A 19,273-nucleotide genomic window follows, 5' to 3' on the forward strand; every position below is an offset into this window, starting at 1 on the left:
TACATCCGTTCGGTTCTTCTCAGCGATCCAAAAAATGATCGAAATAAATCTTGGGGATGGGGTAAGCGTAGACGCCTCTATCGACAATGCCGCGCCTGTAGAGGCAATTTCTGAGCGCCGCGTTATAATGCAGGCTCTGCGGATCCGGCGACCCGCGTCGCCATGAGCCCGCCTCCGGCACGCACCACCTAAGAGCTATGTCGTATCGAGAGAGGAGGGCAGGGTCTGTGTCGACCCGAATGCCGCTGTAGGATTGATAGTTTGAAGGAGATTCTGCGGCCGAAATACAGCCCAGGCTAAGTGCAACGCCAACGACTGCCATCAATCTCATTGGGTTTAGTTCTCCTATGGTTGATCATCGAAGTAATCGAGCGGGAGGTTATTTGTTTCAACGCCTGCGGGCAAGAGGGATGGGCTGTCAGAGCAATTCTAGAAAAAGCGGGAAACGGCTTTCCGTCAGGAATTGCGTAAAAACAAGAACTTAAGCAGTTCTGCGCTTCCATGAAAAAGCTGAACCGCTCTAGGCATGGCCGGGACCACCGAGCGTGGCGGCGGGCATCCATTCTCTTAATGACTCAATCCAGGAAATCGGGCGGCACCTTCCGCTGAGCGGCGGCGATTCCGTCCTACCCGCATCTGCAGTCTGTTGCAGGCGACCGCCGCCCGCTGAACATGAAAGACCCGCCGAACCCGAAGGGGGTGCGGCGGGTCTTTCATGTTCAGCGTTCGGGGGTCAGTGCAGGATCTGGCTGAGGAACAGCTTGGTGCGCTCGTGCTGCGGATTGTCGAAGAATTCGGCCGGCGAGTTCTGCTCGACGATCTGGCCCTGATCCATGAAGATGACGCGGTTGGCGACCTGGCGGGCAAAACCCATTTCGTGGGTGACGCAGAGCATGGTCATCCCTTCTTCCGCGAGGCCGACCATGGTGTCCAGCACTTCCTTGATCATTTCGGGATCGAGCGCCGAAGTCGGCTCGTCGAACAGCATGATCTTGGGGTTCATGCACAGCGACCGGGCGATCGCCACGCGCTGCTGCTGCCCGCCGGAAAGCTGGCCCGGATATTTATTGGCCTGCTCCGGGATCTTGACCCGCTTCAGGAAATGCATGGCGATTTCTTCCGCCTGCTTCTTCGGCATCTTGCGCACCCAGATCGGAGCCAGTGTGCAATTTTCGAGGATCGTCAGGTGCGGGAAGAGGTTGAAGTGCTGGAACACCATGCCGACCTCGCGCCGCACTTCGTCGATCTTCTTCAAATCGTTGGTGAGCTCGGTGCCATCGACGATGATCTGGCCTTTCTGGTGCTCTTCGAGACGGTTGATGCAGCGGATCATCGTCGACTTGCCCGAGCCGGACGGCCCGGCGATGACGATGCGTTCGCCGCGCATGACCTTCAGGTTGATGTCGCGCAGCACGTGGAAATCGCCGTACCACTTGTTCATGTTGATGATTTCGATCGCCACTTCCGTTGCGGAAACGGTGAGCTTTTTCGCTGGAGCTTCAGCCATGATTATTTTCCCTCATTTTTATCGTTTGTGGCCGGTGTCGAGGTGACGTTCGATGAATGCTGAATAGCGCGACATGCCGAAGCAGAAAAGCCAGAAGGCGAATCCGGCGAATATCAACCCCGTGAGCGGCGTTACTGCGGTTGCCCAATTCGGATCGACGAAGTTGAGGCGAACGATGCCGAGAAGGTCGAACATGCTGATGATCGACACCAGCGATGTGTCCTTGAACATGCCGATGAAGGTGTTGACGATGCCAGGGATCACCAGCTTGATTGCCTGCGGCATGATGACCAACCGCATCTTCTGCCAGTAGCCCAACCCGAGCGAATCCGCCCCCTCGAACTGGCCCTTGGGAATAGCCTGCAGGCCGCCGCGGATGACTTCCGCCATATAGGCGGAGGCGAAGATCGATACCCCGATGATCGCGCGCAACAGCTTGTCCACGGTCCAGCCGGCCGGCAGGAAAAGCGGCAGCATGACGCTCGCCATGAACAGGACCGTTATCAGCGGCACGCCGCGGACGACTTCGATGAAAACGACGCAGAACGTCCGGATGACCGGCATCTGCGAGCGCCTTCCCAGCGCCAGGATGATGCCGAGCGGGAAGGAGACGGCGATGCCGACAAAAGAGAGCACCAGCGTCACCAGCAGCCCGCCCCAGAGTGGGGTCTCGACGATTTCCAGACCAAATCCGCCGTAAAGCAGAAAGAAGGAAACGATCGGAAGAACGCCGAAGAGCAGGAGGGCGTTGACGCCCTTGCGCGGCGCCGAGGGGATGAGCATCGGCACCAACAGGAGTACGAAAAGAATACCGACCAGCGTCGGGCGCCAGCGCTCGTCGAGCGGATAGCGTCCAAAGATGAACTGGTCGAATTTGGCGTTGACGAAGGCCCAGCATGCACCGCTCCAGCCATCCGGCTGGATGCCACCCTGTACGGCAGTGGCGCAGAAGGTGCGGTCCGGACCGCTCCAAACCGCCTGCACGAAGAGCCAGTCGAGCGCGTGCAGGAGGGCCCAAACGACGAAGACCAGCGCCAGGATGGTAAGGACGATGTCCTTGGGCGTCGCAAGCAGGTTGCGGCGAATCCAAGCGACCGGGCCTTTCTCTGCTGAGGGCGGCGGCTCCGGCGCCAGTATGGCGGTTCTGACGAAAGCGTTGCTCATCTTACCTCTCCACCAGCGCCATCTTGGCATTGAACCAGTTCATTAACAGCGAAGTGACGACACTGAGGCTGAGGTAAATGACCATCCAGATGAGGATCACCTCGACAGCCTGACCTGTCTGGTTCAGCGTCGTGCTACCGACGGCGACCAGATCGGCAAAACCGATGGCGATCGCCAGCGACGAGTTCTTGGTCAGATTGAGATACTGGCTGCTCAGCGGCGGAATGATGATGCGGAAGGCCTGCGGAATGACGACCAGCCGGGTGATCGACGAGGGGTGAAGCCCGAGTGCGCCTGCAGCTTCCGTCTGTCCCTTCGGCACGCCGCGAATGCCTGCGCGCACGATTTCAGCGATGAAGGCAGCGGTGTAGAAGGAAAGTGCAAGGAAGAGCGACATGAATTCCGGCCCGACGACGGAGCCGCCGGTGAGGTTGAACTTGCCCGCGATCGGATAGTCGAAGGAAAGCGGCGCGCCTGCGACCAGGAAGACGATAAGCGGCAGGCCGACCAGCAGCCCGAGCGAAGCCCAGATCGTATGGAACGGCTGACCTGTCGCCGCCTGCCGGCGATGCGCCCATCGGGCCGTGACGATAACGGCGATGATCGCGACGACGAAGGCGACGCCGACGAGCCAGAAAGTCTCGCCGAAAATCGGTTTGGGAAAGGAAAGGCCACGGTTGTTCAAATACGCTCCGAGCGGCAGATGCAGCGACTCGCGCGCATTCGGCAGAACCGCCAGAACGCCCGAATACCAGAAGAAGATGACAAGCAGCGGCGGGATGTTGCGGAAGACTTCGACATAAACCGTGCACAGCTTGGCAATCAGCCAGTTCCTCGACAGGCGGCCGATGCCAATGATGAAGCCGATGATGGTGGCGGTGATGATGCCGGTAACGGCGATCAGGATTGTATTCAGAAGGCCGACGACCAGCGCGCGGCCGTAGGTCGAATCACTCGAATAGGCGATCAGCGACTGACCGACCTCGAAGCCGGCACGGCCGTTCAGAAAGCCGAAGCCCGACGCGATGTTGGCGCGCGCCAGATTGACGGCAGTGTTGTGCGCAACCCACCAGACGAAGACGACCAGCAGGACGATGGTGAGAACCTGGAAGAAAATGCCCCGAATTGTCGGGTCGTAGAGCGCGGACTGAAAGCTCCAGCCGCCTCTGGATAAACGTGTTGAATCCAAAGCCTGGTGCGTCATGCTTGGCCAATTCCCCATTATGCTCCTTTTCGGAGCTTTTTTATTGGAGGAGGAAAGGCGGTCGCCCGCCTTTCCGTCGTCATACGTGACGCGCTCAGCGAACCGGCGGAGCGTACTGAATGCCGCCCTTGTTCCACAGGGCGTTGAGACCGCGCGCGATCTTGAGCGGGCTGCCCTGGCCGATGTTGCGCTCGAAGACTTCGCCGTAATTGCCGACGTTCTTTACGATGTTGTAAGCCCAGTCGTTGGTCAGGCCGAGATCGGTGCCGATCTTGGTATCCGCCTCGACGCCGAGGAAGCGCTTGATGTCAGGGTTCGGCGAGTTCTTCATGTCGTCGACATTGGCCTGGGTGATGCCGAATTCTTCAGCATTGATCATGGCATAGCCGACCCAGCTGACGATATCGAACCACTGGTCGTCACCTTGACGAACGGCCGGGGCGAGCGGTTCCTTGGAGATGATTTCCGGCAGGATCGCGTGTTCGTCCGGATTCTTCAGCGTCAGGCGCAGCGAATAGAGACCGGACTGGTCGGTGGTGTAGACGTCGCAACGGCCGGCATCATAGGCGGCGTTGACCTCGTCCAGCTTTTCGAAGACGACCGGATTGTACTGAAGGTTGTTCGCCTTGAAATAGTCGGCGAGGTTGAGCTCGGTGGTCGTGCCCGACTGGACGCACACGGACGCGCCGGAGAGTTCCAATGCCGACTTCACGTTGAGGCTCTTGCGGACCATGAAGCCCTGGCCGTCATAATAGTTGACGAAACGGAAGTTCAGGCCGAGTGCCGTATCGCGGTTGATCGACCAGGTCGTATTTCGGGCGAGCACGTCGATTTCGCCCGACTGCAGGGCAGGGAAGCGATTGGCGGCGCTGAGCGGGGTGAACTTCACCTTGGTAGGGTCGCCGAACACGGCCGAAGCGACAGCCTTGCAGAAGTCGACGTCGAAGCCCGCCCAGTTGCCGGAAGCGTCAGGCGCGGCGAAGCCGGCGAGGCCGGTGTTGACGCCGCACTGAATGAAACCCTTGGCCTTTACATCACCGAGAGTCGTGGCCGAAGCAGCCGAGGCGCCAAGAGCGAAAACTGCTGCGCCGATCGCGGCGGACAGAAGCTTGTTCTTCATTTTTTTCCCAACCTTTTCCGTTGTATTATATTTTCTTGTGGGGCGTTCCGGCGGAAAACTCTGCCACCCCCATCGTCTCGACACCCTCCCGGCGCGAGTACCCTATCACAGTCGCAAATGTCACCATGGTCAAGTGTCGCGATCAATAATTGCGGCAAAATTCAGCATTTTGCCGGATTGCGCCACATTCGAAGGCGGTTGGCTAGGAAATGAGCGCCCTATTGCGGAAAAATAACGCGAATTTAGAAAAACCCAGCGACAGCTGTCCCCCTCTTCGAGGGGTTGACCAGGCCGGTCGAGGGGTCCAAAAGTCTGATTTTGCGCCCCCCGCCAAAGGCTTTTTCCGACATGAAAGACAAAGACAGCTTGCTGCAGACCGCCGGCATCAATACCCGCCTGACCCATATCGGCAACGACCCCTTCGACTATCACGGCTTCGTCAATCCGCCGGTCGTGCATGCCTCGACGGTCCTGTTTCCGAATGCGGCGACGATGGACACGCGCTCGCAGAAATATACCTATGGAACGCGCGGTACGCCGACGACGGACGCGCTCTGCGAAGCGATCGACGCGCTCGAAGGTTCGGCCGGCACGATCCTCGTTCCCTCGGGGCTGGCAGCGGTCACCATTCCGTTCCTCGGGTTCAGCGCCGCCGGCGATCACGCGCTGGTCGTCGATTCGGTTTATGGCCCGACCCGCCATTTCTGCGATACGATGCTGAAGCGGCTCGGCGTCGAGGTGGAATATTATGATCCCGCGATCGGCGCCGGCATCGAGGCGCTGTTCCGGCCGAACACCAAGATCGTCCATACCGAGGCTCCCGGCTCCAATACCTTCGAAATGCAGGATATCCCGGCAATCGCGGCCGTCGCGCATCGTCTCGGCGCCGTCGTCATGATGGACAATACCTGGGCAACGCCGCTCTATTTCAGGCCGCTCGATCACGGCGTCGATATCTCCATCCACGCGGCGACGAAATATCCGTCCGGCCATTCCGATATCCTGCTCGGAACGGTATCGGCCAATGGCAAGCACTGGGAGCGTCTCAAGGAGACGAACGGCGCCCTCGGCATCTGCGGCGCGCCCGACGATGCCTATCAGATCCTGCGCGGATTGCGCAGCATGGGCCTGCGCCTCGAGCGCCATTATGAAAGCGCCCTTGATATCGCCGAATGGCTGGAGGGCAGGGAGGATGTCGCCCGCGTGCTGCATCCGGCGCTGCCGAGCTTTCCCTCTCATACTATCTGGAAGCGCGATTTCAAGGGCGCCAGCGGTATCTTTTCCTTCGTGCTTGCCGCTGAGAGCCCCGAGAAATTCAAGGCGAAGGCCCATGCCTTCCTCGACGCGCTGAGGATTTTCGGTCTCGGCTATTCCTGGGGCGGCTTTGAAAGCCTCGCGCTGCACGCCAATCTGAACGACCGCAAGATCGCGAAGGCCCCGAAGGAGGGGCCCGTCATCCGGCTGCAGATCGGCCTTGAAGACGTGGCCGACCTGAAGGCCGATATCGAACGGGGTTTTGCGGCGGCAAGCGCCGTCTGAGCCATTGCGGCGTAAAACAAACACCTAAAGCGCAAGGAGCGGATCTGAAAGATCGCGACGCGCGCTTTAGGCGCTGCGGCCGCTTGCGGCGCCAGACAGCGTGCTATGAGCCCGGTAGCCATAGATCCAATCGAGATCGGCCGCCAGGCTTTGCGGCGACTTCAGGCCGAGCACCAGGTCGCGGCCGATCCGGATCGGCCCCTTCGCATGATAGGCAAATTTGTTGAAGGCGCCGCGCTGGCGAAGCTTTGCAATGCGCGGCATACGATGCCTCTCAAAGAGGCCCAGGGCCTCCGCCGCCGGGCGGTTCGAGAGAAAAGTGGCAAGTTCGTAGGCGTCTTCGATCGCCATGGCCGCTCCCTGAGCGGCAAAGGGCATCATCGCATGCGCGGCGTCGCCGATCAGAACCGTCCTTCGGCCGTCCTGCCACGCGCCCGATGTGGTTTCGAAGAGCGGCCAGAACGTCAGCTTCGGCTGTTTTTCGAGCAGCGACACGATCGCGGTGTTCCAGCCGGAAAGCTGCGCCCGGAGCCGCGCGCACTGCTCTGCCGTCGGCTCGTTTCGCCAGGCCTGTGGCGCGGTATTGCCCGCGGTGATCGCCACCATGTTGATGCTGCCCGTCTCCTTCAGCGGATAGCAGACGAGATGCGCCGATCCGCCAAGGAAAGCCGAAACGCTTGTCCGGTCGAGAAAGCCCGGCGCCTCGCCTTCGGCAAGAGTGAAGCGGTAGGCGATGTTGCCGGAAAAACGCGGCAAGGGGCTGCCGGGTACGGATTGCCGGAGCTTCGACCAGACGCCGTCCGCGCCGATGACGACATCGGCGGCCCGCTCGACGGGCGGCGAATTCGAATCCATTCGCACACCAAGATGAAGCCGGCAGAGCGGATCGGCCTCGACCGCGGTGAGGAGCGCATTCTGCAATGTGGCGCGGTGCAGCACGCCATAGGGTGCCCCCCAGCGCTGCCGCGCGAATTTGCCGGCCGGTACAGCCGCAAGTTGGCGCAGCGAAGCGCCTGACATCAGCCGGATCGTCTCCGGTTCGAGCCAGACTTTTGAAAGTCCCTCGAGGACACCGAGTTCTGCCAGGATGCGGGAGGCGTTCGGCGAAACCTGCAAGCCGGCGCCGACTTCGACAAGCTCATCCGCCTGCTCGAAAATCTCCGAGCTGATGCCCCGCCGCGAAAGCGCAAGCGCAGCGGTCAGCCCGGCAATGCCGGCGCCGATGATGGCGGCATGTTCGACCGGCATTATCAGTCCGATCCGAATTCTGGACGGTTACGCCGCCTTCACGTGGAAAACGCAGCCGGCCGGATTGGTCTGGCTCGGTTTGAGAGAAGAATTATAACGGTAAAGCGTCGAGCAATAGGAACAGACCTTTTCATTGTCGTCGCCCATGTCGATGAAGATATGCGGATGGTCGAAAGGCACCGAAGCGCCGGTGCACATGAATTCCTTGACGCCGACTTCGATGACGCGGTGACCGCCGTCGTTCTGGAAGTGGGGAATGTTGTGGCCGGCCATGTCGCTCTCCGAATGCTTTGAAAGTGCGCGAACCTTATAAGCCTTCGCCGCAAATGTGTAGAGCCAAAGCGCTGCGCCGGGCACAGTTTTTACCCACATTCTGGCTTCCCGCCGAGAGGCGGCTCGACTATGGTCGCGCCAGAAGGAAGGCCCGATGAACCTGAATATACCTGCATTTTCAAGCTTCACCCATGACGGATTGAACATCGCTTTTTTCGACGAGGGCGATCCTTCCGGCTCGCCTGTCTTGCTGATCCATGGCTTTGCCTCGACGGCCAACGTCAACTGGGTGCATCCGGGCTGGCTGAAGACGTTAGGCGATGCCGGCTACCGGGTCGTCGCCATCGACAATCGCGGCCATGGCGCAAGCGACAAGCCGCACGACGCCGAAGCCTATCGCCCCTGGGTCATGGCCGGCGATGCGATCGCCTTGCTTGACCATCTCGGTATTCCCGAGGCCAATCTCATGGGCTATTCGATGGGCGCGCGCATCTCCGTCTTTGCGGCACTCGCCAATCCCCATCGCATCCGCTCGCTGGTGCTCGGCGGTCTCGGCATCGGCATGACCGATGGGGTCGGCGACTGGGACCCGATCGCCGATGCGTTGCTGGCTCCGTCGCTGGAGGTCGTGACGCATGACCGCGGCCGCATGTTCCGCGCCTTCGCCGAGCAGACGAAGAGCGACCGTACTGCGCTCGCCGCCTGCATACGCGGCTCGCGCGACCTTGTCGCTCGCTCCGATATGGGCAAGCTCGACATGCCAACCCTGATCGGTGTCGGCACCAAGGACGATATTGCCGGCTCTCCGCAGGAGTTGGCTGCCCTGATGCCCGAGGCCGAAGCGCTCGATATTCCCGGCCGTGATCACATGCTCGCCGTCGGCGACAAGGTTTTCAAGCAGGCGGTGCTGGCCTTCTACGCAAGGGTCGCTGAGGGGTGACATCATCGTGATGCCGAAAAACCATGCTAAAAAACCATGGTGACGGCACCCATTTATGTTATGGGCGTTTTCCACTATATATGGGCATTCCGAAAACGGCATTCCGGCTGGCAACGAGGAGAGCGGCGATGGTCGCCAAGACAGATATTCGTGCTTTTGAGACAGGCCATCCGCTGAAGGTGATGGATCCCATCTGGGACAGCCTGCGCGAGGAAGCTCGGATCGCGGCCGAAAAAGACCCGGTTCTTGCCGCCTTTCTCTACTCGACGGTCATCAATTACCATTCGCTTGAGGAATGCGTCATCCACCGCATCTGCGAACGTCTCGACCATCCAGATATGCAGGCGAACCTGCTGCGTCAGACCTTCGAGGAAATGCTGCTCGACTGGCCGGAGTGGAGCTCCATTCTTCGCGTCGACATCCAGGCCATCTACGACCGCGATCCCGCCTGCCTGCGCTTCATGGAGGCGGTGCTTTATTTCAAAGGTTTCCATGCGCTGCAGACCCATCGTCTGGCCCACTGGCTGCTGAACCGCGGTCGGCGTGATTTTGCGCTCTATCTGCAGAGCCGTTCCTCCAGCGTCTTCCAGACCGACATCAATCCGGCCGCGCGTATCGGCAAGGGCATCTTCCTTGACCACGCCACCGGCCTCGTCGTCGGCGAGACGGCCGTCATCGGCGACAATGTTTCGATCCTGCATGGTGTGACGCTCGGCGGCACCGGCAAAGAGGGCGCCGATCGCCACCCAAAGATCGGCAGCGGCGTCATGATCGGCGCCGGCGCGAAGATCCTCGGCAATATCGAGATCGGTTACTGCTCGCGCGTTGCCGCAGGTTCCGTGGTGCTGAAAGCAGTGCCGCCGAAGAAGACGGTCGCAGGCGTTCCGGCCAAGGTCGTCGGCGAGGCCGGTTGTTCCGAGCCGTCGCGCAATATGGATCAGGTGATTGGCGCCGATATCTGAGCGCTAGATAAAGGGATGAGGGAAGGTCGGCGGGCACCGGGCGGGGACAGTCGTCGCCAAGTGGCAACCTTGCCTTTACACCGCTGCTTTTCGTGTGCAAGAAGCGGCCAATCAAGACCGCTTACGGAGATGACAGAGTGAAGCCAGAAGAAATCAAGAAGCTCGACGCCTACTTCAAACGTACGCTCAACCCGCAGATCGTCGTCAAGGCGCGTCCGCGCAAGAATGATTCTGCGGAAGTCTATCTGGGCGAAGAATTTCTGGGCGTCGTCTATGTCGATGACGAAGACGGCGACCGCTCTTACAACTTTTCGATGGCGATCCTCGACGTCGATCTTTAATCGCGCGTGAGAGCTTGAAGTGGACCGGGCGGCGCCATCCGCCCGGTCTTTTTTTGTTTTTTTGCTGTCGAATCAAAATTTCTTTAAAACGCATGGTTGTAGCATTGTGCTATATATTAGCAAAAACCGTTAAAGACGTACGTTCACCGGCGCGCTTGCTTTGTTTTGTCTCCGTAGCGCAACCTATAGATGTTTTGCGTCGCACAAGACTACTTGACTATTTGTGCGTTGCAGCTACCCTGCCGGCACTAACAGCCCAAACGGAGGATGGCTCATGTTCAACTTTGACGATGCAAACAGGAAGAGCAAGGAAGCCGTCGACACGGCGCTGAGAACTTATTCCGACACGGCCAAGGGCTTTCAGGCGATCGCTGCCGAAGCCGCTGAATATTCGAAGAAATCCTTTCAGGATGCGGTGACACACTTCGAAACCCTCGCCGGCGCCAAGAGCTTCGAGGCCGTCTTCGAGCTGCAGACCAGCTATGTCAAATCTGCCTATGAGAGCTTCGTCTCCGAAACGACCAAGCTCGGCGAAATGTACGCCGACCTCGCCAAGTCGGCCTACAAGCCCTACGAGGCTCCGATTGCCGCTGCCGTCGTCAAGACCACCAAGTCGGCGCAGCCGGCTGCGCCTGCCGCTGCGTGAACTGATCTTAACGGCGCAACCTGCGCTGCATATTGAAAATCGAGGACCGGCTACACATTTGTGGCCGGTCTTTTTGTTTCCTCTTTCGCTGCAACCTTCACATTCGACAGGCCGGGGACTTTTTTGGTCTTTCCCGTGCATGCCGGCATTTCTTGATTGCAGTGTCTGACAGGGGGCTTAAAATCGGCCTATTATGAACTAAGTTAGTGTTTCAGATATTCGGCGGGAAAAGCGCCCTCCCATGCTCCGCCGGATTGATCGAGGAATGAATGACAATGATCGCAAAGCCGATCCGGATGCAGAACGACAGCGAAAGGAACGGGGATAACGGAAATCGCGGAACCTCGGTCATCACGCGCACCAAGCCGAAGACCAAGAAGCCCAACCTCTATCGCGTGCTGCTTTTGAATGACGATTATACGCCAATGGAATTCGTCATTCATATTCTGGAGCGTTTTTTTCAGAAGGACCGTGAAAGTGCCACCCGCATCATGCTCCATGTCCACAATCACGGCGTCGGCGAGTGCGGAATATTCACATACGAGGTGGCGGAAACGAAGGTCAGCCAGGTGATGGACTTCGCCCGGCAGCACCAGCATCCGCTGCAATGCGTCATGGAAAAGAAGTGAGGATCTCAACGTGCCAACATTTTCGCCTAGCTTAGAGAAGGCGCTCCATCAGGCACTGACCTTTGCCAACGAGCGGCATCATGAATATGCGACGCTCGAGCATCTGCTGCTCGCACTGATCGATGATGCCGATGCGGCCGCGGTCATGGGCGCGTGCAATGTCGATCTCGACGCGCTGCGCAAGACGCTCGTCGAATATGTCGATAACGAACTGTCCAATCTGATCACGGGTTACGACGAGGATTCGAAGCCGACCTCCGGCTTCCAACGTGTCATCCAGCGGGCCGTCATCCATGTACAATCGTCCGGTCGCGAGGAAGTGACCGGCGCCAACGTGCTCGTTGCGATCTTCGCCGAGCGCGAAAGCCATGCCGCCTATTTCCTGCAGGAACAGGAGATGACCCGCTACGATGCCGTCAACTACATCTCCCACGGCATCGGCAAGCGGCCAGGCGCGTCGGAGACCCGCACTCCGCGCGGCGCCGAGGAGGAGGCCGAGAGCAAGCCGACGGCGCGCGGCGGCGAGGAAGAGGGCGGTCCCAAAAAGCAGCAGGATGCGCTCAAGGCCTACTGCGTCAATCTCAACGAGAAGGCCAAGGGCGGCAAGATCGATCCGCTGATCGGCCGTCATGCCGAGGTCAACCGCACCATCCAGATCCTGTGCCGTCGTTCGAAGAACAACCCGCTCTATGTCGGTGATCCCGGCGTCGGCAAGACGGCGATAGCCGAAGGTCTTGCCAAGCGCATCGTCGAAGGGAAGGTTCCCGAGGCGCTCGCCGATGCGACGATCTTCTCGCTCGATATGGGCACGCTGCTTGCCGGCACACGCTACCGTGGCGACTTCGAGGAACGTCTGAAGCAGGTCGTCAAGGAGCTGGAAGAATATCCGGGCGCCGTCCTCTTCATCGACGAAATCCATACGGTGATCGGCGCCGGCGCCACCTCAGGCGGGGCGATGGATGCATCGAACTTGCTGAAGCCCGCGCTGTCATCCGGCGCCATCCGCTGCATCGGTTCGACCACCTACAAGGAATATCGCCAGTTCTTCGAGAAGGACCGGGCGCTGGTCCGTCGTTTCCAGAAGATCGACGTCAGCGAACCGTCGATCGATGACGCGATCGAGATCATGAAGGGCCTGAAGCCCTATTTCGAAGAGTATCATCATCTGCGTTATTCGAACGACGCCATCAAGTCGGCCGTCGAACTGTCGGCCCGCTACATCTCCGACCGCAAGTTGCCCGATAAGGCGATCGACGTGATCGACGAAACGGGTGCGGCCCAAATGCTGCTGCCGCCGTCAAAGCGCCGCAAGCTGATCACCGAGAAGGAGATCGAGGCGACCGTCGCCACGATGGCGCGCATTCCGCCGAAGACTGTCTCCAAGGACGACGAGGCGGTGCTTGCCAATCTCGAGCAGGAACTGCGTTCGGTGGTCTACGGACAGGACATCGCGATCGAAGCTCTTTCGACCTCGATCAAGCTGGCGCGTGCCGGCCTTCGCGAGCCGAACAAGCCGATCGGCGCCTATGTCTTCTCCGGTCCGACCGGCGTCGGCAAGACCGAGGTGGCAAAGCAGCTGGCAGCGTCGCTCGGCGTCGAGCTCCTGCGCTTCGACATGTCGGAATATATGGAGCGGCACACGGTTTCGCGTCTGCTCGGCGCACCTCCCGGCTATGTCGGCTTCGACCAGGGTGGCCTCTTGACCGATGGCGTCGACCAGCATCCGCATTGCGTGGTCCTGCTCGACGAAATCGAGAAGGCGCATCCGGATATCTACAACATCCTGCTGCAGGTCATGGACCATGGCACGCTGACCGACCATAATGGCAAGAAGATCGACTTCCGCAACGTCATCCTGATCATGACGACGAATGCGGGCGCCTCCGAAATGGCCAAGGCGGCGATCGGCTTCGGTTCGTCCAAGCGCACTGGCGAGGACGAGGAGGCGCTGACCCGTCTCTTCACGCCGGAATTCCGCAACCGTCTCGACGCGATCATTCCCTTCGCGGCGCTGCCGACGGCTGTCATTCACAAGGTCGTTCAGAAGTTCATCATGCAGCTGGAGGCCCAGCTTTCCGAAAGGAACGTCACCTTCGACCTGCATGAGGATGCGATCGCCTGGCTTGCAGAAAAGGGTTACGACGAGAAGATGGGCGCCCGCCCGCTGGCCCGGGTGATCCAGGACACGATCAAGAAGCCGCTCGCCAACGAAATCCTCTTCGGCAAGCTGAAGAAGGGCGGCGTCGTCAACGTCACCGTCGGCCCGAAGGAAGATGGCAAGCCCGGCATTCTGCTGGAAGCCATTCCGGATACGGCGCCGATCAAGCCGAAACCCGAGGCCGAGGTCGTGCATCCCGAAGCTGACGACGAGGATGATGGCGAGCTGAAGACGAAGACGGCCCGCAAGACCCGCGCCAAGACGGTCCCGCAGGCCGAGCCCGAAGTCCGCGACGCACCGAAGAAGGGAAGCACGGTTCCCAAGGTTCCGCGCAAGAAGTGAGGGCTCGTCATCGAATTGGAAAAGGCCGCGTCACCCGCGGCCTTTTTTGTTTCCCTCGTTGGCAGAGATCCGCGTTACGCCAGGGCCGCCCGGATTTTTTCGGCATTGGCGGCGAGTACCGCGCCGTCTTCCATCTTGCCGGAATGCGGCTTGAGCGCCACGCCCTCATGGCGGGGGATGATGTGGAAATGCAGATGGAACACCGTTTGTCCAGCCGCCGGTTCGTTGAACTGGGCGATGAACACGCCATCGGCGTCGAAAACTTCCTGAACCGCCTGGGCGACCTTTTGAACGACGGTAATGGCATGGACGAGGGTGGCGGGATCGGCATCGAGGATATTGCGCGAAGGCGCCTTCGGAACGACGAGCACGTGGCCCGGCGCCTGCGGCATCACATCCATGAAGGCGAGCGTATGCTGGTCCTCGTAGATTCGGTGCGAGGGAATTTCGCCGCGCAAGATCTTGGCGAAGATATTGTTGTCGTCATAAGCGCTGGTCATCGCGAAATCTCCTCACGTTCCATTGATCGGGTAGCGCGCTCGGCGGGGCGGCGTCAATCCTCCTGCTGACGCTCACCCTTGCGGAAGGGGCTGTGTTCGGCCAGCACCTCGCTCATATGTTCGACATCGGCACGCTCGCGCGCGAGATAATCGCCGATCGCGCGGCGCAGTCCGGCATGAGCGACATAATGAGCGGAGTGCGTCGTCACCGGCAGGTAGCCGCGGGCGAGCTTATGTTCGCCCTGCGCCCCGGCCTCGACCCGTTTCAACCCTTTCGCCAGGGCGAAGTCGATCGCCTGGTGATAGCAGACCTCGAAATGCAGGAAGGGGTGGTCCTCAATGCAGCCCCAGTGACGGCCGTAGAGCGTATCGCCGCCGATGAAATTGATCGCGCCGGCAATATAGCGCCCGTCGCGCTTGGCCATGACGAGCAAGATATCGTCGGCCATGCGCTCGCCGATCAGCGAGTAGAATTTGCGGGTGAGATAGGGCCGGCCCCATTTGCGGCCGCCGGTATCCATGTAGAATTTGAAGAACTGGTCCCAGATCCGCTCCGTCAGATCGCGGCCGGTCAGCCAATCGACGCTGATCCCGTTCTCGAGCGCGGCGCGGCGCTCCTTGCGCAATGCTTTGCGTTTGCGCGAAGCGAGCGTTTCGAGAAACTCGTCGTGATTGGCGTAGCCGTCATTGATGAAATGGAACTGCTGGTCGGTGCGGTGCAGATAGCCATCCATCTCGAAGACGCCGATCTCTTCATCAGGGACGAAGGTAATATGGGCCGAGGAAACACCGAGCCGGCGCACGACCTCTTTCAGGCTTTCGGCGATCGCGCTCTGGATCGGCAATCGCTGCAGCCCTTCGGCGACGAGAAGACGCGGCCCCGTCGCCGGCGTGAACGGGATCGAGCACTGCAGCTTGGGATAATAGCGCCCGCCGGCCCGCTCGAAGGCGTCGGCCCAGCCATGGTCGAAGACATATTCCCCTTGGCTGTGGCTTTTGAGATAGCCGGGCAGGGCGCCGATCAGCTCGCCGCGATCGGTTTCGAGCAGCAGGTGATGGCCGAGCCAGCCGGTTTCGGCGGCGGCCGAGCCGGATTCCTCCAGCGACGATAAAAAAGCGTGCGAGACGAAGGGATTGTAGGCAAGCGTGCTGCAAGTCTTCGACGCCCCGGAAAGCCTGGACCAGCTCTCCGGGGAAATCGCGGTGAAGGAGCGTTCTACGCGAATGGATAGTTCATCGGTCATGGGGCAAATGCGAAGCCTGTGGGGAGGGGACGGTTCGGCTCTACCTCAGTCTGCGCATGATCTTGGCCAAAAAGCGAGCATCAAACGGCCTCGCGCGGATCGAAGCCTTCGAAGGTCATCTGGTCGGCGTTTTGGAATGTACGCCGGCATGCCTCTTCGTCACGCACCGTCCAGGTGATTACAGGCAAGCCCTTTTCGCGTTCGCCTGTGATGAAGGCATTCGGCAGATCGCCATAATAATAGGAGATGAAATCCAAACCGATCTCCATCGCCTGCGCATGTGTTCTGAACTGCTCCGGCGTATTGCCGTCGGCCGTCAATCCGAGCGGGTAGGGTGCATCAAGCGCCTTCAGATCGCGCAGCAGCCAATGGTCGAAGCTCATCAGCGCCACCTTGCCTTCATAGCCTTCGAGTACTTCGAGCACGGATTCGGCAAAACCCTCGTCGTCGGCCTCACGGCCCTTCAGCTCCAGCACCAGCGGCACCTTGCCCTTGACGAGGTCTAGGAGCTGGCGGAGCGTCGGCACCTTGTCGCCCGTGCCGCCGACGGCGATCAGCCCGAGTTCCCTGGAGGTGCGCTCGCGGACGTCGCCGTTCAGATTGCACAGACGCTGAAGATCCTCGTCATGAAAGATGATCGGTACGCCGTCGGAGGCGTAATGCAGGTCGCATTCGATCGCAAAGCCGGCTTCGACCGCGCGCGAGAAGGCCGAAAGCGTATTTTCCCAGACAAGCTTATTCAGGTCGTGATAGCCGCGATGGGCGACCGGCACGTCCTTGATCCAGTCCGCATTGGTCATTCTGCGATTTCCATGATAGCGTCGATCTCGACGGCGGCGTTGAGCGGCAGAGCGGCCATGCCGACGGCGGCGCGCGCATGTTTGCCGGCCTCGCCGAGCACACCGGCAATCAGGTTCGAGGCGCCGTTGATGACGAGATGCTGCTCGATGAAGTCGGGCGCCGAGGCGACGAATCCGTTCAGCTTGATGACGCGCCGGATGCGGCCGAGGTCGCCGCCGAGCGCAGCTTTGGCCTGGGCGAGGATGTTGATGGCGCAGAGCTCGGCCCCACGCTGGCCGCTCGCAACGTCGACCGTTTTGCCGAGATGGCCGGATACCGCGACCTTGCCCCCTTCGAGCGGCAGCTGTCCGGAGATGTAGAGAAGATTGCCGCTGATCACATACGGAACGTAGTTTGCGGCAGGTGCCGCAGCTTCAGGCAGGGTTATCCCCATCTCGCTCAGGCGCGCAGCAATTTCATTGGACATTTTCGTCTCCGCTTTTGTTGTCAATGTTTCAAAAATTATGCATCAAGACTAGAATCTTTAATATGACAGCTTCGAGCCTCGATTTGGCCGAAAGCTTTCTTATAACATCGCGGCCGAGTCCAACAGGAGTGAATGAATGTTCCGATCGAGTCTAGCCGCTCTGCTTCTCGCCGGCCTTTCCGCCCATGCATGGGCGGCTGCGCCTGCGGCAAGTGCTGCGATCGCGACCGGCCTCGTCGCCCATCGCGCGGTCTACGATCTGGAATTGAAGGACGCGTCGGACCGCTCCGGCATCGCCTCCATGTACGGCCGCATGGTCTATGAATTCGACGGCAGCTATTGCCAGGGCTTCACTACAAATTTCCGCTTCGTGACGCAGATCGATACCGGCGACAGCGTGCGCGTCAGCGATCAGCAGACAAAGACCTTCGAGAACCTGAAGGACCGCAAGTTTACCTTCGACACCAAATCCTTCACCGACGACCAACTCGACAAGGAGGTCAACGGCGCGGCCGAAAATCAGGCCGATGGCGTCAAGGTCGATCTCAAGCAGCCCGCGAGCCGCGAGCTGCAGCTTGGCGAAAGCCGCTTTCCGACAGAGCATATGCTCGATGTGATCCAGAACGCCAAGGAGGGAAAACGTTTCTTCGAAGCCCGCGTTTTCGACGGTTCCGATGACGGCGACAAGTCGCTGGTGACGACGACGATCGTCGGCAAGCAGGAAACGCCCGCTGCCGAGGAAGCCGACGCCGGCAATGCCGGCGCCTTCTCGAAGACAGCCTTCTGGCCGGTGACCATTGCCTATTTCAACGAGAATGCAAAATCGGATTCGGTGCCGGTCTATCGCATGTCGTTCAAGCTCTACGAGAACGGCATCACCCGCGACCTGACGATGGATTATGGCGATTTCGTCCTGACCGGGAAGCTTGCCAAGCTCGAGCTGCTCGATCACAAGGCTGAGGTCTGCAAGTAGGCCGCAGCTCCAGCGATCGAAAAACGCCGGGCTCGCCGATCAGCAACGGTCAAAGTGCCGTCAGCAAGCTGATCTTCCGCTGCGATGACGTCAATTGTTGTCCTGCATAGGGCGTTGGATCGGTTTTTCCAGCATGGGCCTTGCTTTCGTGCCAATTCGAATGTATGGGCACCGGCATTCCACACGTAAGGCATGGGATCGCCCGGGAGAAATCCGGGCTGTTCCGCCGGTGGCATTCTCGAAGAGGGTGCTGTTCGTCTTGCGGAGGTTCAACCGGAAAAGGAGTAACAAGGCATGGCATTGCCTGATTTTTCTATGCGTCAGCTTCTTGAAGCAGGCGTCCACTTCGGCCACCAGACCCATCGCTGGAACCCGAAGATGAAGCCGTATATCTTCGGCGATCGCAACAACATCCACATCATCGACCTGGCCCAGACCGTTCCGATGCTGTCGCGCGCCCTCCAGGTCGTCAGCGACACCGTCGCCCGCGGCGGCCGCGTTCTCTTCGTCGGCACCAAGCGCCAGGCGTCCGAGATCATCGCCGACAGCGCCAAGCGCTCGGCCCAGTACTACGTCAACTCGCGCTGGCTCGGCGGCATGATGACGAACTGGAAGACGATCTCCAACTCGATCCAGCGCCTGCGCAAGCTCGACGAGATCCTCAATGGCGAAGCGCAGGGCTTCACCAAGAAGGAACGCCTGAACCTCGAGCGCGAGCGTGAAAAGCTCGACAAGGCTCTCGGCGGTATCCGCGATATGGGCGGCACGCCCGACCTGATGTTCATCATCGACACCAACAAGGAAAAGATCGCGATCGACGAAGCCAAGCGCCTCGGCATCCCGGTCGTCGCCATCATCGATTCGAACTGCGATCCGGACCTGATCGACTATCCGATCCCGGGCAACGACGACGCATCGCGCGCCATCGCCCTGTATTGCGAGCTGATCTCCCGCGCTGCCATCGACGGCATTGCGCGCCAGCAGAGCTCTTCCGGCCGTGATCTCGGCGCATCCTCCGAAGTTCCGGTCGAGCCGGCTCTCGAGGAAGCAGCCGAAGGCTGATGAAGGCGGGCGGAGACAAAACTCCGTCAAAGCTTGCAGACTGGGAAGGCCGCTCGCGACTCATCGAAGTTCGGCGGCCTTACCTGTTTCAAGGCGGAGGCGTCAGGCGCTCCGTCAGTAAAGTTTCGTTATGGCGCGTCTTCATCACGCTGTC

General features: G+C 60.0%; 20 protein-coding genes. 9 read left to right on the forward strand and 11 right to left on the reverse strand.

Going from position 1 to position 19,273, the window contains the following annotated elements; translation table 11 throughout:
• Window positions 1–19 precede the first annotated feature (19 nt).
• From HJC04_RS15165 to HJC04_RS15185, 5 genes are all read right to left on the reverse strand, one after another.
• Window positions 20–331 (reverse strand): hypothetical protein, encoded by a 312-nt coding sequence (locus tag HJC04_RS15165; RefSeq protein WP_221146559.1) that lies wholly within the window; start codon window positions 329–331, stop codon window positions 20–22.
• 402 nt (window positions 332–733) lie between these two features.
• Window positions 734–1,507: an amino acid ABC transporter ATP-binding protein gene (locus tag HJC04_RS15170; protein WP_038688615.1), complete on the reverse strand. Its 774-nt coding sequence runs from the start codon at window positions 1,505–1,507 to the stop codon at window positions 734–736.
• Window positions 1,508–1,525: 18 nt separating this feature from the next.
• Window positions 1,526–2,671, reverse strand: coding sequence for an amino acid ABC transporter permease (locus tag HJC04_RS15175; protein ID WP_210631527.1), 1,146 nt, complete (start codon window positions 2,669–2,671; stop codon window positions 1,526–1,528).
• A gap of 1 nt (window position 2,672) precedes the next feature.
• On the reverse strand, window positions 2,673–3,875 hold the full coding sequence (locus HJC04_RS15180) for an amino acid ABC transporter permease (RefSeq protein ID WP_210631526.1): 1,203 nt from the start codon (window positions 3,873–3,875) through the stop codon (window positions 2,673–2,675).
• Window positions 3,876–3,969: 94 nt separating this feature from the next.
• On the reverse strand, window positions 3,970–4,995 hold the full coding sequence (locus HJC04_RS15185) for an amino acid ABC transporter substrate-binding protein (protein ID WP_064802245.1): 1,026 nt from the start codon (window positions 4,993–4,995) through the stop codon (window positions 3,970–3,972).
• A 348-nt stretch (window positions 4,996–5,343) separates the two neighbouring features.
• Between HJC04_RS15185 and HJC04_RS15190 the strand changes: the two genes are divergently transcribed.
• Complete coding sequence (locus HJC04_RS15190) at window positions 5,344–6,534, forward strand: cystathionine beta-lyase (protein ID WP_221146560.1); 1,191 nt, start codon at window positions 5,344–5,346, stop codon at window positions 6,532–6,534.
• 66 nt (window positions 6,535–6,600) lie between these two features.
• On the opposite strand, the gene HJC04_RS15195 is transcribed toward HJC04_RS15190, so the two are convergent.
• Both HJC04_RS15195 and HJC04_RS15200 read right to left on the reverse strand, forming a co-directional pair.
• Entirely contained in the window at window positions 6,601–7,782 is a 1,182-nt protein-coding gene (locus HJC04_RS15195) for an FAD-dependent monooxygenase (protein WP_221146561.1), read from the reverse strand.
• A gap of 27 nt (window positions 7,783–7,809) precedes the next feature.
• Window positions 7,810–8,055, reverse strand: a complete 246-nt coding sequence (locus HJC04_RS15200) for a zinc-finger domain-containing protein (RefSeq protein ID WP_092748325.1) — start codon at window positions 8,053–8,055, stop codon at window positions 7,810–7,812.
• A 154-nt stretch (window positions 8,056–8,209) separates the two neighbouring features.
• Here HJC04_RS15200 and HJC04_RS15205 point away from each other — a divergent pair, with 154 nt between their 5' ends.
• The 6 genes from HJC04_RS15205 (at window position 8,210) to clpA (ending at window position 14,073) form a co-directional block, all read left to right on the forward strand.
• On the forward strand, window positions 8,210–8,995 hold the full coding sequence (locus tag HJC04_RS15205) for an alpha/beta fold hydrolase (RefSeq protein ID WP_221146562.1): 786 nt from the start codon (window positions 8,210–8,212) through the stop codon (window positions 8,993–8,995).
• A 128-nt stretch (window positions 8,996–9,123) separates the two neighbouring features.
• On the forward strand, window positions 9,124–9,957 hold the full coding sequence (gene cysE, locus HJC04_RS15210; protein WP_064709189.1) for a serine O-acetyltransferase: 834 nt from the start codon (window positions 9,124–9,126) through the stop codon (window positions 9,955–9,957).
• 137 nt (window positions 9,958–10,094) lie between these two features.
• Window positions 10,095–10,298, forward strand: coding sequence for a DUF3126 family protein (locus HJC04_RS15215; RefSeq protein WP_008526943.1), 204 nt, complete (start codon window positions 10,095–10,097; stop codon window positions 10,296–10,298).
• A 274-nt stretch (window positions 10,299–10,572) separates the two neighbouring features.
• On the forward strand, window positions 10,573–10,944 hold the full coding sequence (locus HJC04_RS15220; RefSeq protein WP_210631522.1) for a phasin family protein: 372 nt from the start codon (window positions 10,573–10,575) through the stop codon (window positions 10,942–10,944).
• 275 nt (window positions 10,945–11,219) lie between these two features.
• Window positions 11,220–11,573, forward strand: coding sequence for an ATP-dependent Clp protease adapter ClpS (gene clpS / locus HJC04_RS15225; protein WP_008526939.1), 354 nt, complete (start codon window positions 11,220–11,222; stop codon window positions 11,571–11,573).
• Between the two features lie 10 nt (window positions 11,574–11,583).
• Window positions 11,584–14,073: an ATP-dependent Clp protease ATP-binding subunit ClpA gene (gene clpA, locus HJC04_RS15230; protein ID WP_210631521.1), complete on the forward strand. Its 2,490-nt coding sequence runs from the start codon at window positions 11,584–11,586 to the stop codon at window positions 14,071–14,073.
• Window positions 14,074–14,147: 74 nt separating this feature from the next.
• Here clpA and HJC04_RS15235 read toward each other — a convergent pair whose 3' ends face one another.
• From HJC04_RS15235 to HJC04_RS15250, 4 genes are all read right to left on the reverse strand, one after another.
• The gene (locus HJC04_RS15235; RefSeq protein ID WP_210631520.1) at window positions 14,148–14,573 is read right to left on the reverse strand and encodes an HIT family protein; all 426 of its coding nucleotides are present in this window, start codon (window positions 14,571–14,573) and stop codon (window positions 14,148–14,150) included.
• Between the two features lie 53 nt (window positions 14,574–14,626).
• On the reverse strand, window positions 14,627–15,817 hold the full coding sequence (locus HJC04_RS15240; RefSeq protein ID WP_210631519.1) for a GNAT family N-acetyltransferase: 1,191 nt from the start codon (window positions 15,815–15,817) through the stop codon (window positions 14,627–14,629).
• A gap of 80 nt (window positions 15,818–15,897) precedes the next feature.
• The gene (locus tag HJC04_RS15245) at window positions 15,898–16,617 is read right to left on the reverse strand and encodes a glycerophosphodiester phosphodiesterase (protein ID WP_210631518.1); all 720 of its coding nucleotides are present in this window, start codon (window positions 16,615–16,617) and stop codon (window positions 15,898–15,900) included.
• Window positions 16,614–17,084, reverse strand: a complete 471-nt coding sequence (locus HJC04_RS15250; RefSeq protein WP_210631517.1) for a RidA family protein — start codon at window positions 17,082–17,084, stop codon at window positions 16,614–16,616. Before HJC04_RS15250 ends, HJC04_RS15245 begins: the two co-directional genes overlap by 4 nt.
• 136 nt (window positions 17,085–17,220) lie before the next feature.
• Between HJC04_RS15250 and HJC04_RS15255 the strand changes: the two genes are divergently transcribed.
• Together HJC04_RS15255 and rpsB are read left to right on the forward strand one after the other, a co-directional pair.
• Window positions 17,221–18,057: a cell envelope integrity EipB family protein gene (locus HJC04_RS15255; protein ID WP_210631516.1), complete on the forward strand. Its 837-nt coding sequence runs from the start codon at window positions 17,221–17,223 to the stop codon at window positions 18,055–18,057.
• Window positions 18,058–18,351: 294 nt separating this feature from the next.
• Window positions 18,352–19,119: a 30S ribosomal protein S2 gene (gene rpsB / locus HJC04_RS15260; protein WP_003573382.1), complete on the forward strand. Its 768-nt coding sequence runs from the start codon at window positions 18,352–18,354 to the stop codon at window positions 19,117–19,119.
• Window positions 19,120–19,273: the final 154 nt, after the last annotated feature.

The sequence above is a fragment of the Rhizobium sp. NLR8a genome (assembly GCF_019685235.1).
In the GTDB taxonomy this organism is placed as follows: Bacteria; Pseudomonadota; Alphaproteobacteria; order Rhizobiales; family Rhizobiaceae; genus Rhizobium.

Excerpts from the sequence above, each read along its gene's own strand:
- HJC04_RS15235 (WP_210631520.1), bottom strand. The coding sequence starts at position 14,573 with ATGACCAGCGCTTATGACGACAACAATATCTTCGCCAAGATCTTGCGC.
- HJC04_RS15245 (WP_210631518.1), bottom strand. The coding sequence starts at position 16,617 with ATGACCAATGCGGACTGGATCAAGGACGTGCCGGTCGCCCATCGCGGC.
- HJC04_RS15250 (WP_210631517.1), bottom strand. The coding sequence starts at position 17,084 with ATGTCCAATGAAATTGCTGCGCGCCTGAGCGAGATGGGGATAACCCTG.
- HJC04_RS15175 (WP_210631527.1), bottom strand. The coding sequence starts at position 2,671 with ATGAGCAACGCTTTCGTCAGAACCGCCATACTGGCGCCGGAGCCGCCG.
- HJC04_RS15200 (WP_092748325.1), bottom strand. The coding sequence starts at position 8,055 with ATGGCCGGCCACAACATTCCCCACTTCCAGAACGACGGCGGTCACCGC.
- HJC04_RS15190 (WP_221146560.1), top strand. The coding sequence starts at position 5,344 with ATGAAAGACAAAGACAGCTTGCTGCAGACCGCCGGCATCAATACCCGC.
- HJC04_RS15170 (WP_038688615.1), bottom strand. The coding sequence starts at position 1,507 with ATGGCTGAAGCTCCAGCGAAAAAGCTCACCGTTTCCGCAACGGAAGTG.
- HJC04_RS15165 (WP_221146559.1), bottom strand. The coding sequence starts at position 331 with ATGAGATTGATGGCAGTCGTTGGCGTTGCACTTAGCCTGGGCTGTATT.
- cysE (WP_064709189.1), top strand. The coding sequence starts at position 9,124 with ATGGTCGCCAAGACAGATATTCGTGCTTTTGAGACAGGCCATCCGCTG.
- HJC04_RS15205 (WP_221146562.1), top strand. The coding sequence starts at position 8,210 with ATGAACCTGAATATACCTGCATTTTCAAGCTTCACCCATGACGGATTG.
- rpsB (WP_003573382.1), top strand. The coding sequence starts at position 18,352 with ATGGCATTGCCTGATTTTTCTATGCGTCAGCTTCTTGAAGCAGGCGTC.
- HJC04_RS15185 (WP_064802245.1), bottom strand. The coding sequence starts at position 4,995 with ATGAAGAACAAGCTTCTGTCCGCCGCGATCGGCGCAGCAGTTTTCGCT.
- HJC04_RS15240 (WP_210631519.1), bottom strand. The coding sequence starts at position 15,817 with ATGACCGATGAACTATCCATTCGCGTAGAACGCTCCTTCACCGCGATT.
- HJC04_RS15220 (WP_210631522.1), top strand. The coding sequence starts at position 10,573 with ATGTTCAACTTTGACGATGCAAACAGGAAGAGCAAGGAAGCCGTCGAC.
- HJC04_RS15255 (WP_210631516.1), top strand. The coding sequence starts at position 17,221 with ATGTTCCGATCGAGTCTAGCCGCTCTGCTTCTCGCCGGCCTTTCCGCC.
- clpS (WP_008526939.1), top strand. The coding sequence starts at position 11,220 with ATGATCGCAAAGCCGATCCGGATGCAGAACGACAGCGAAAGGAACGGG.
- HJC04_RS15180 (WP_210631526.1), bottom strand. The coding sequence starts at position 3,875 with ATGACGCACCAGGCTTTGGATTCAACACGTTTATCCAGAGGCGGCTGG.
- HJC04_RS15195 (WP_221146561.1), bottom strand. The coding sequence starts at position 7,782 with ATGCCGGTCGAACATGCCGCCATCATCGGCGCCGGCATTGCCGGGCTG.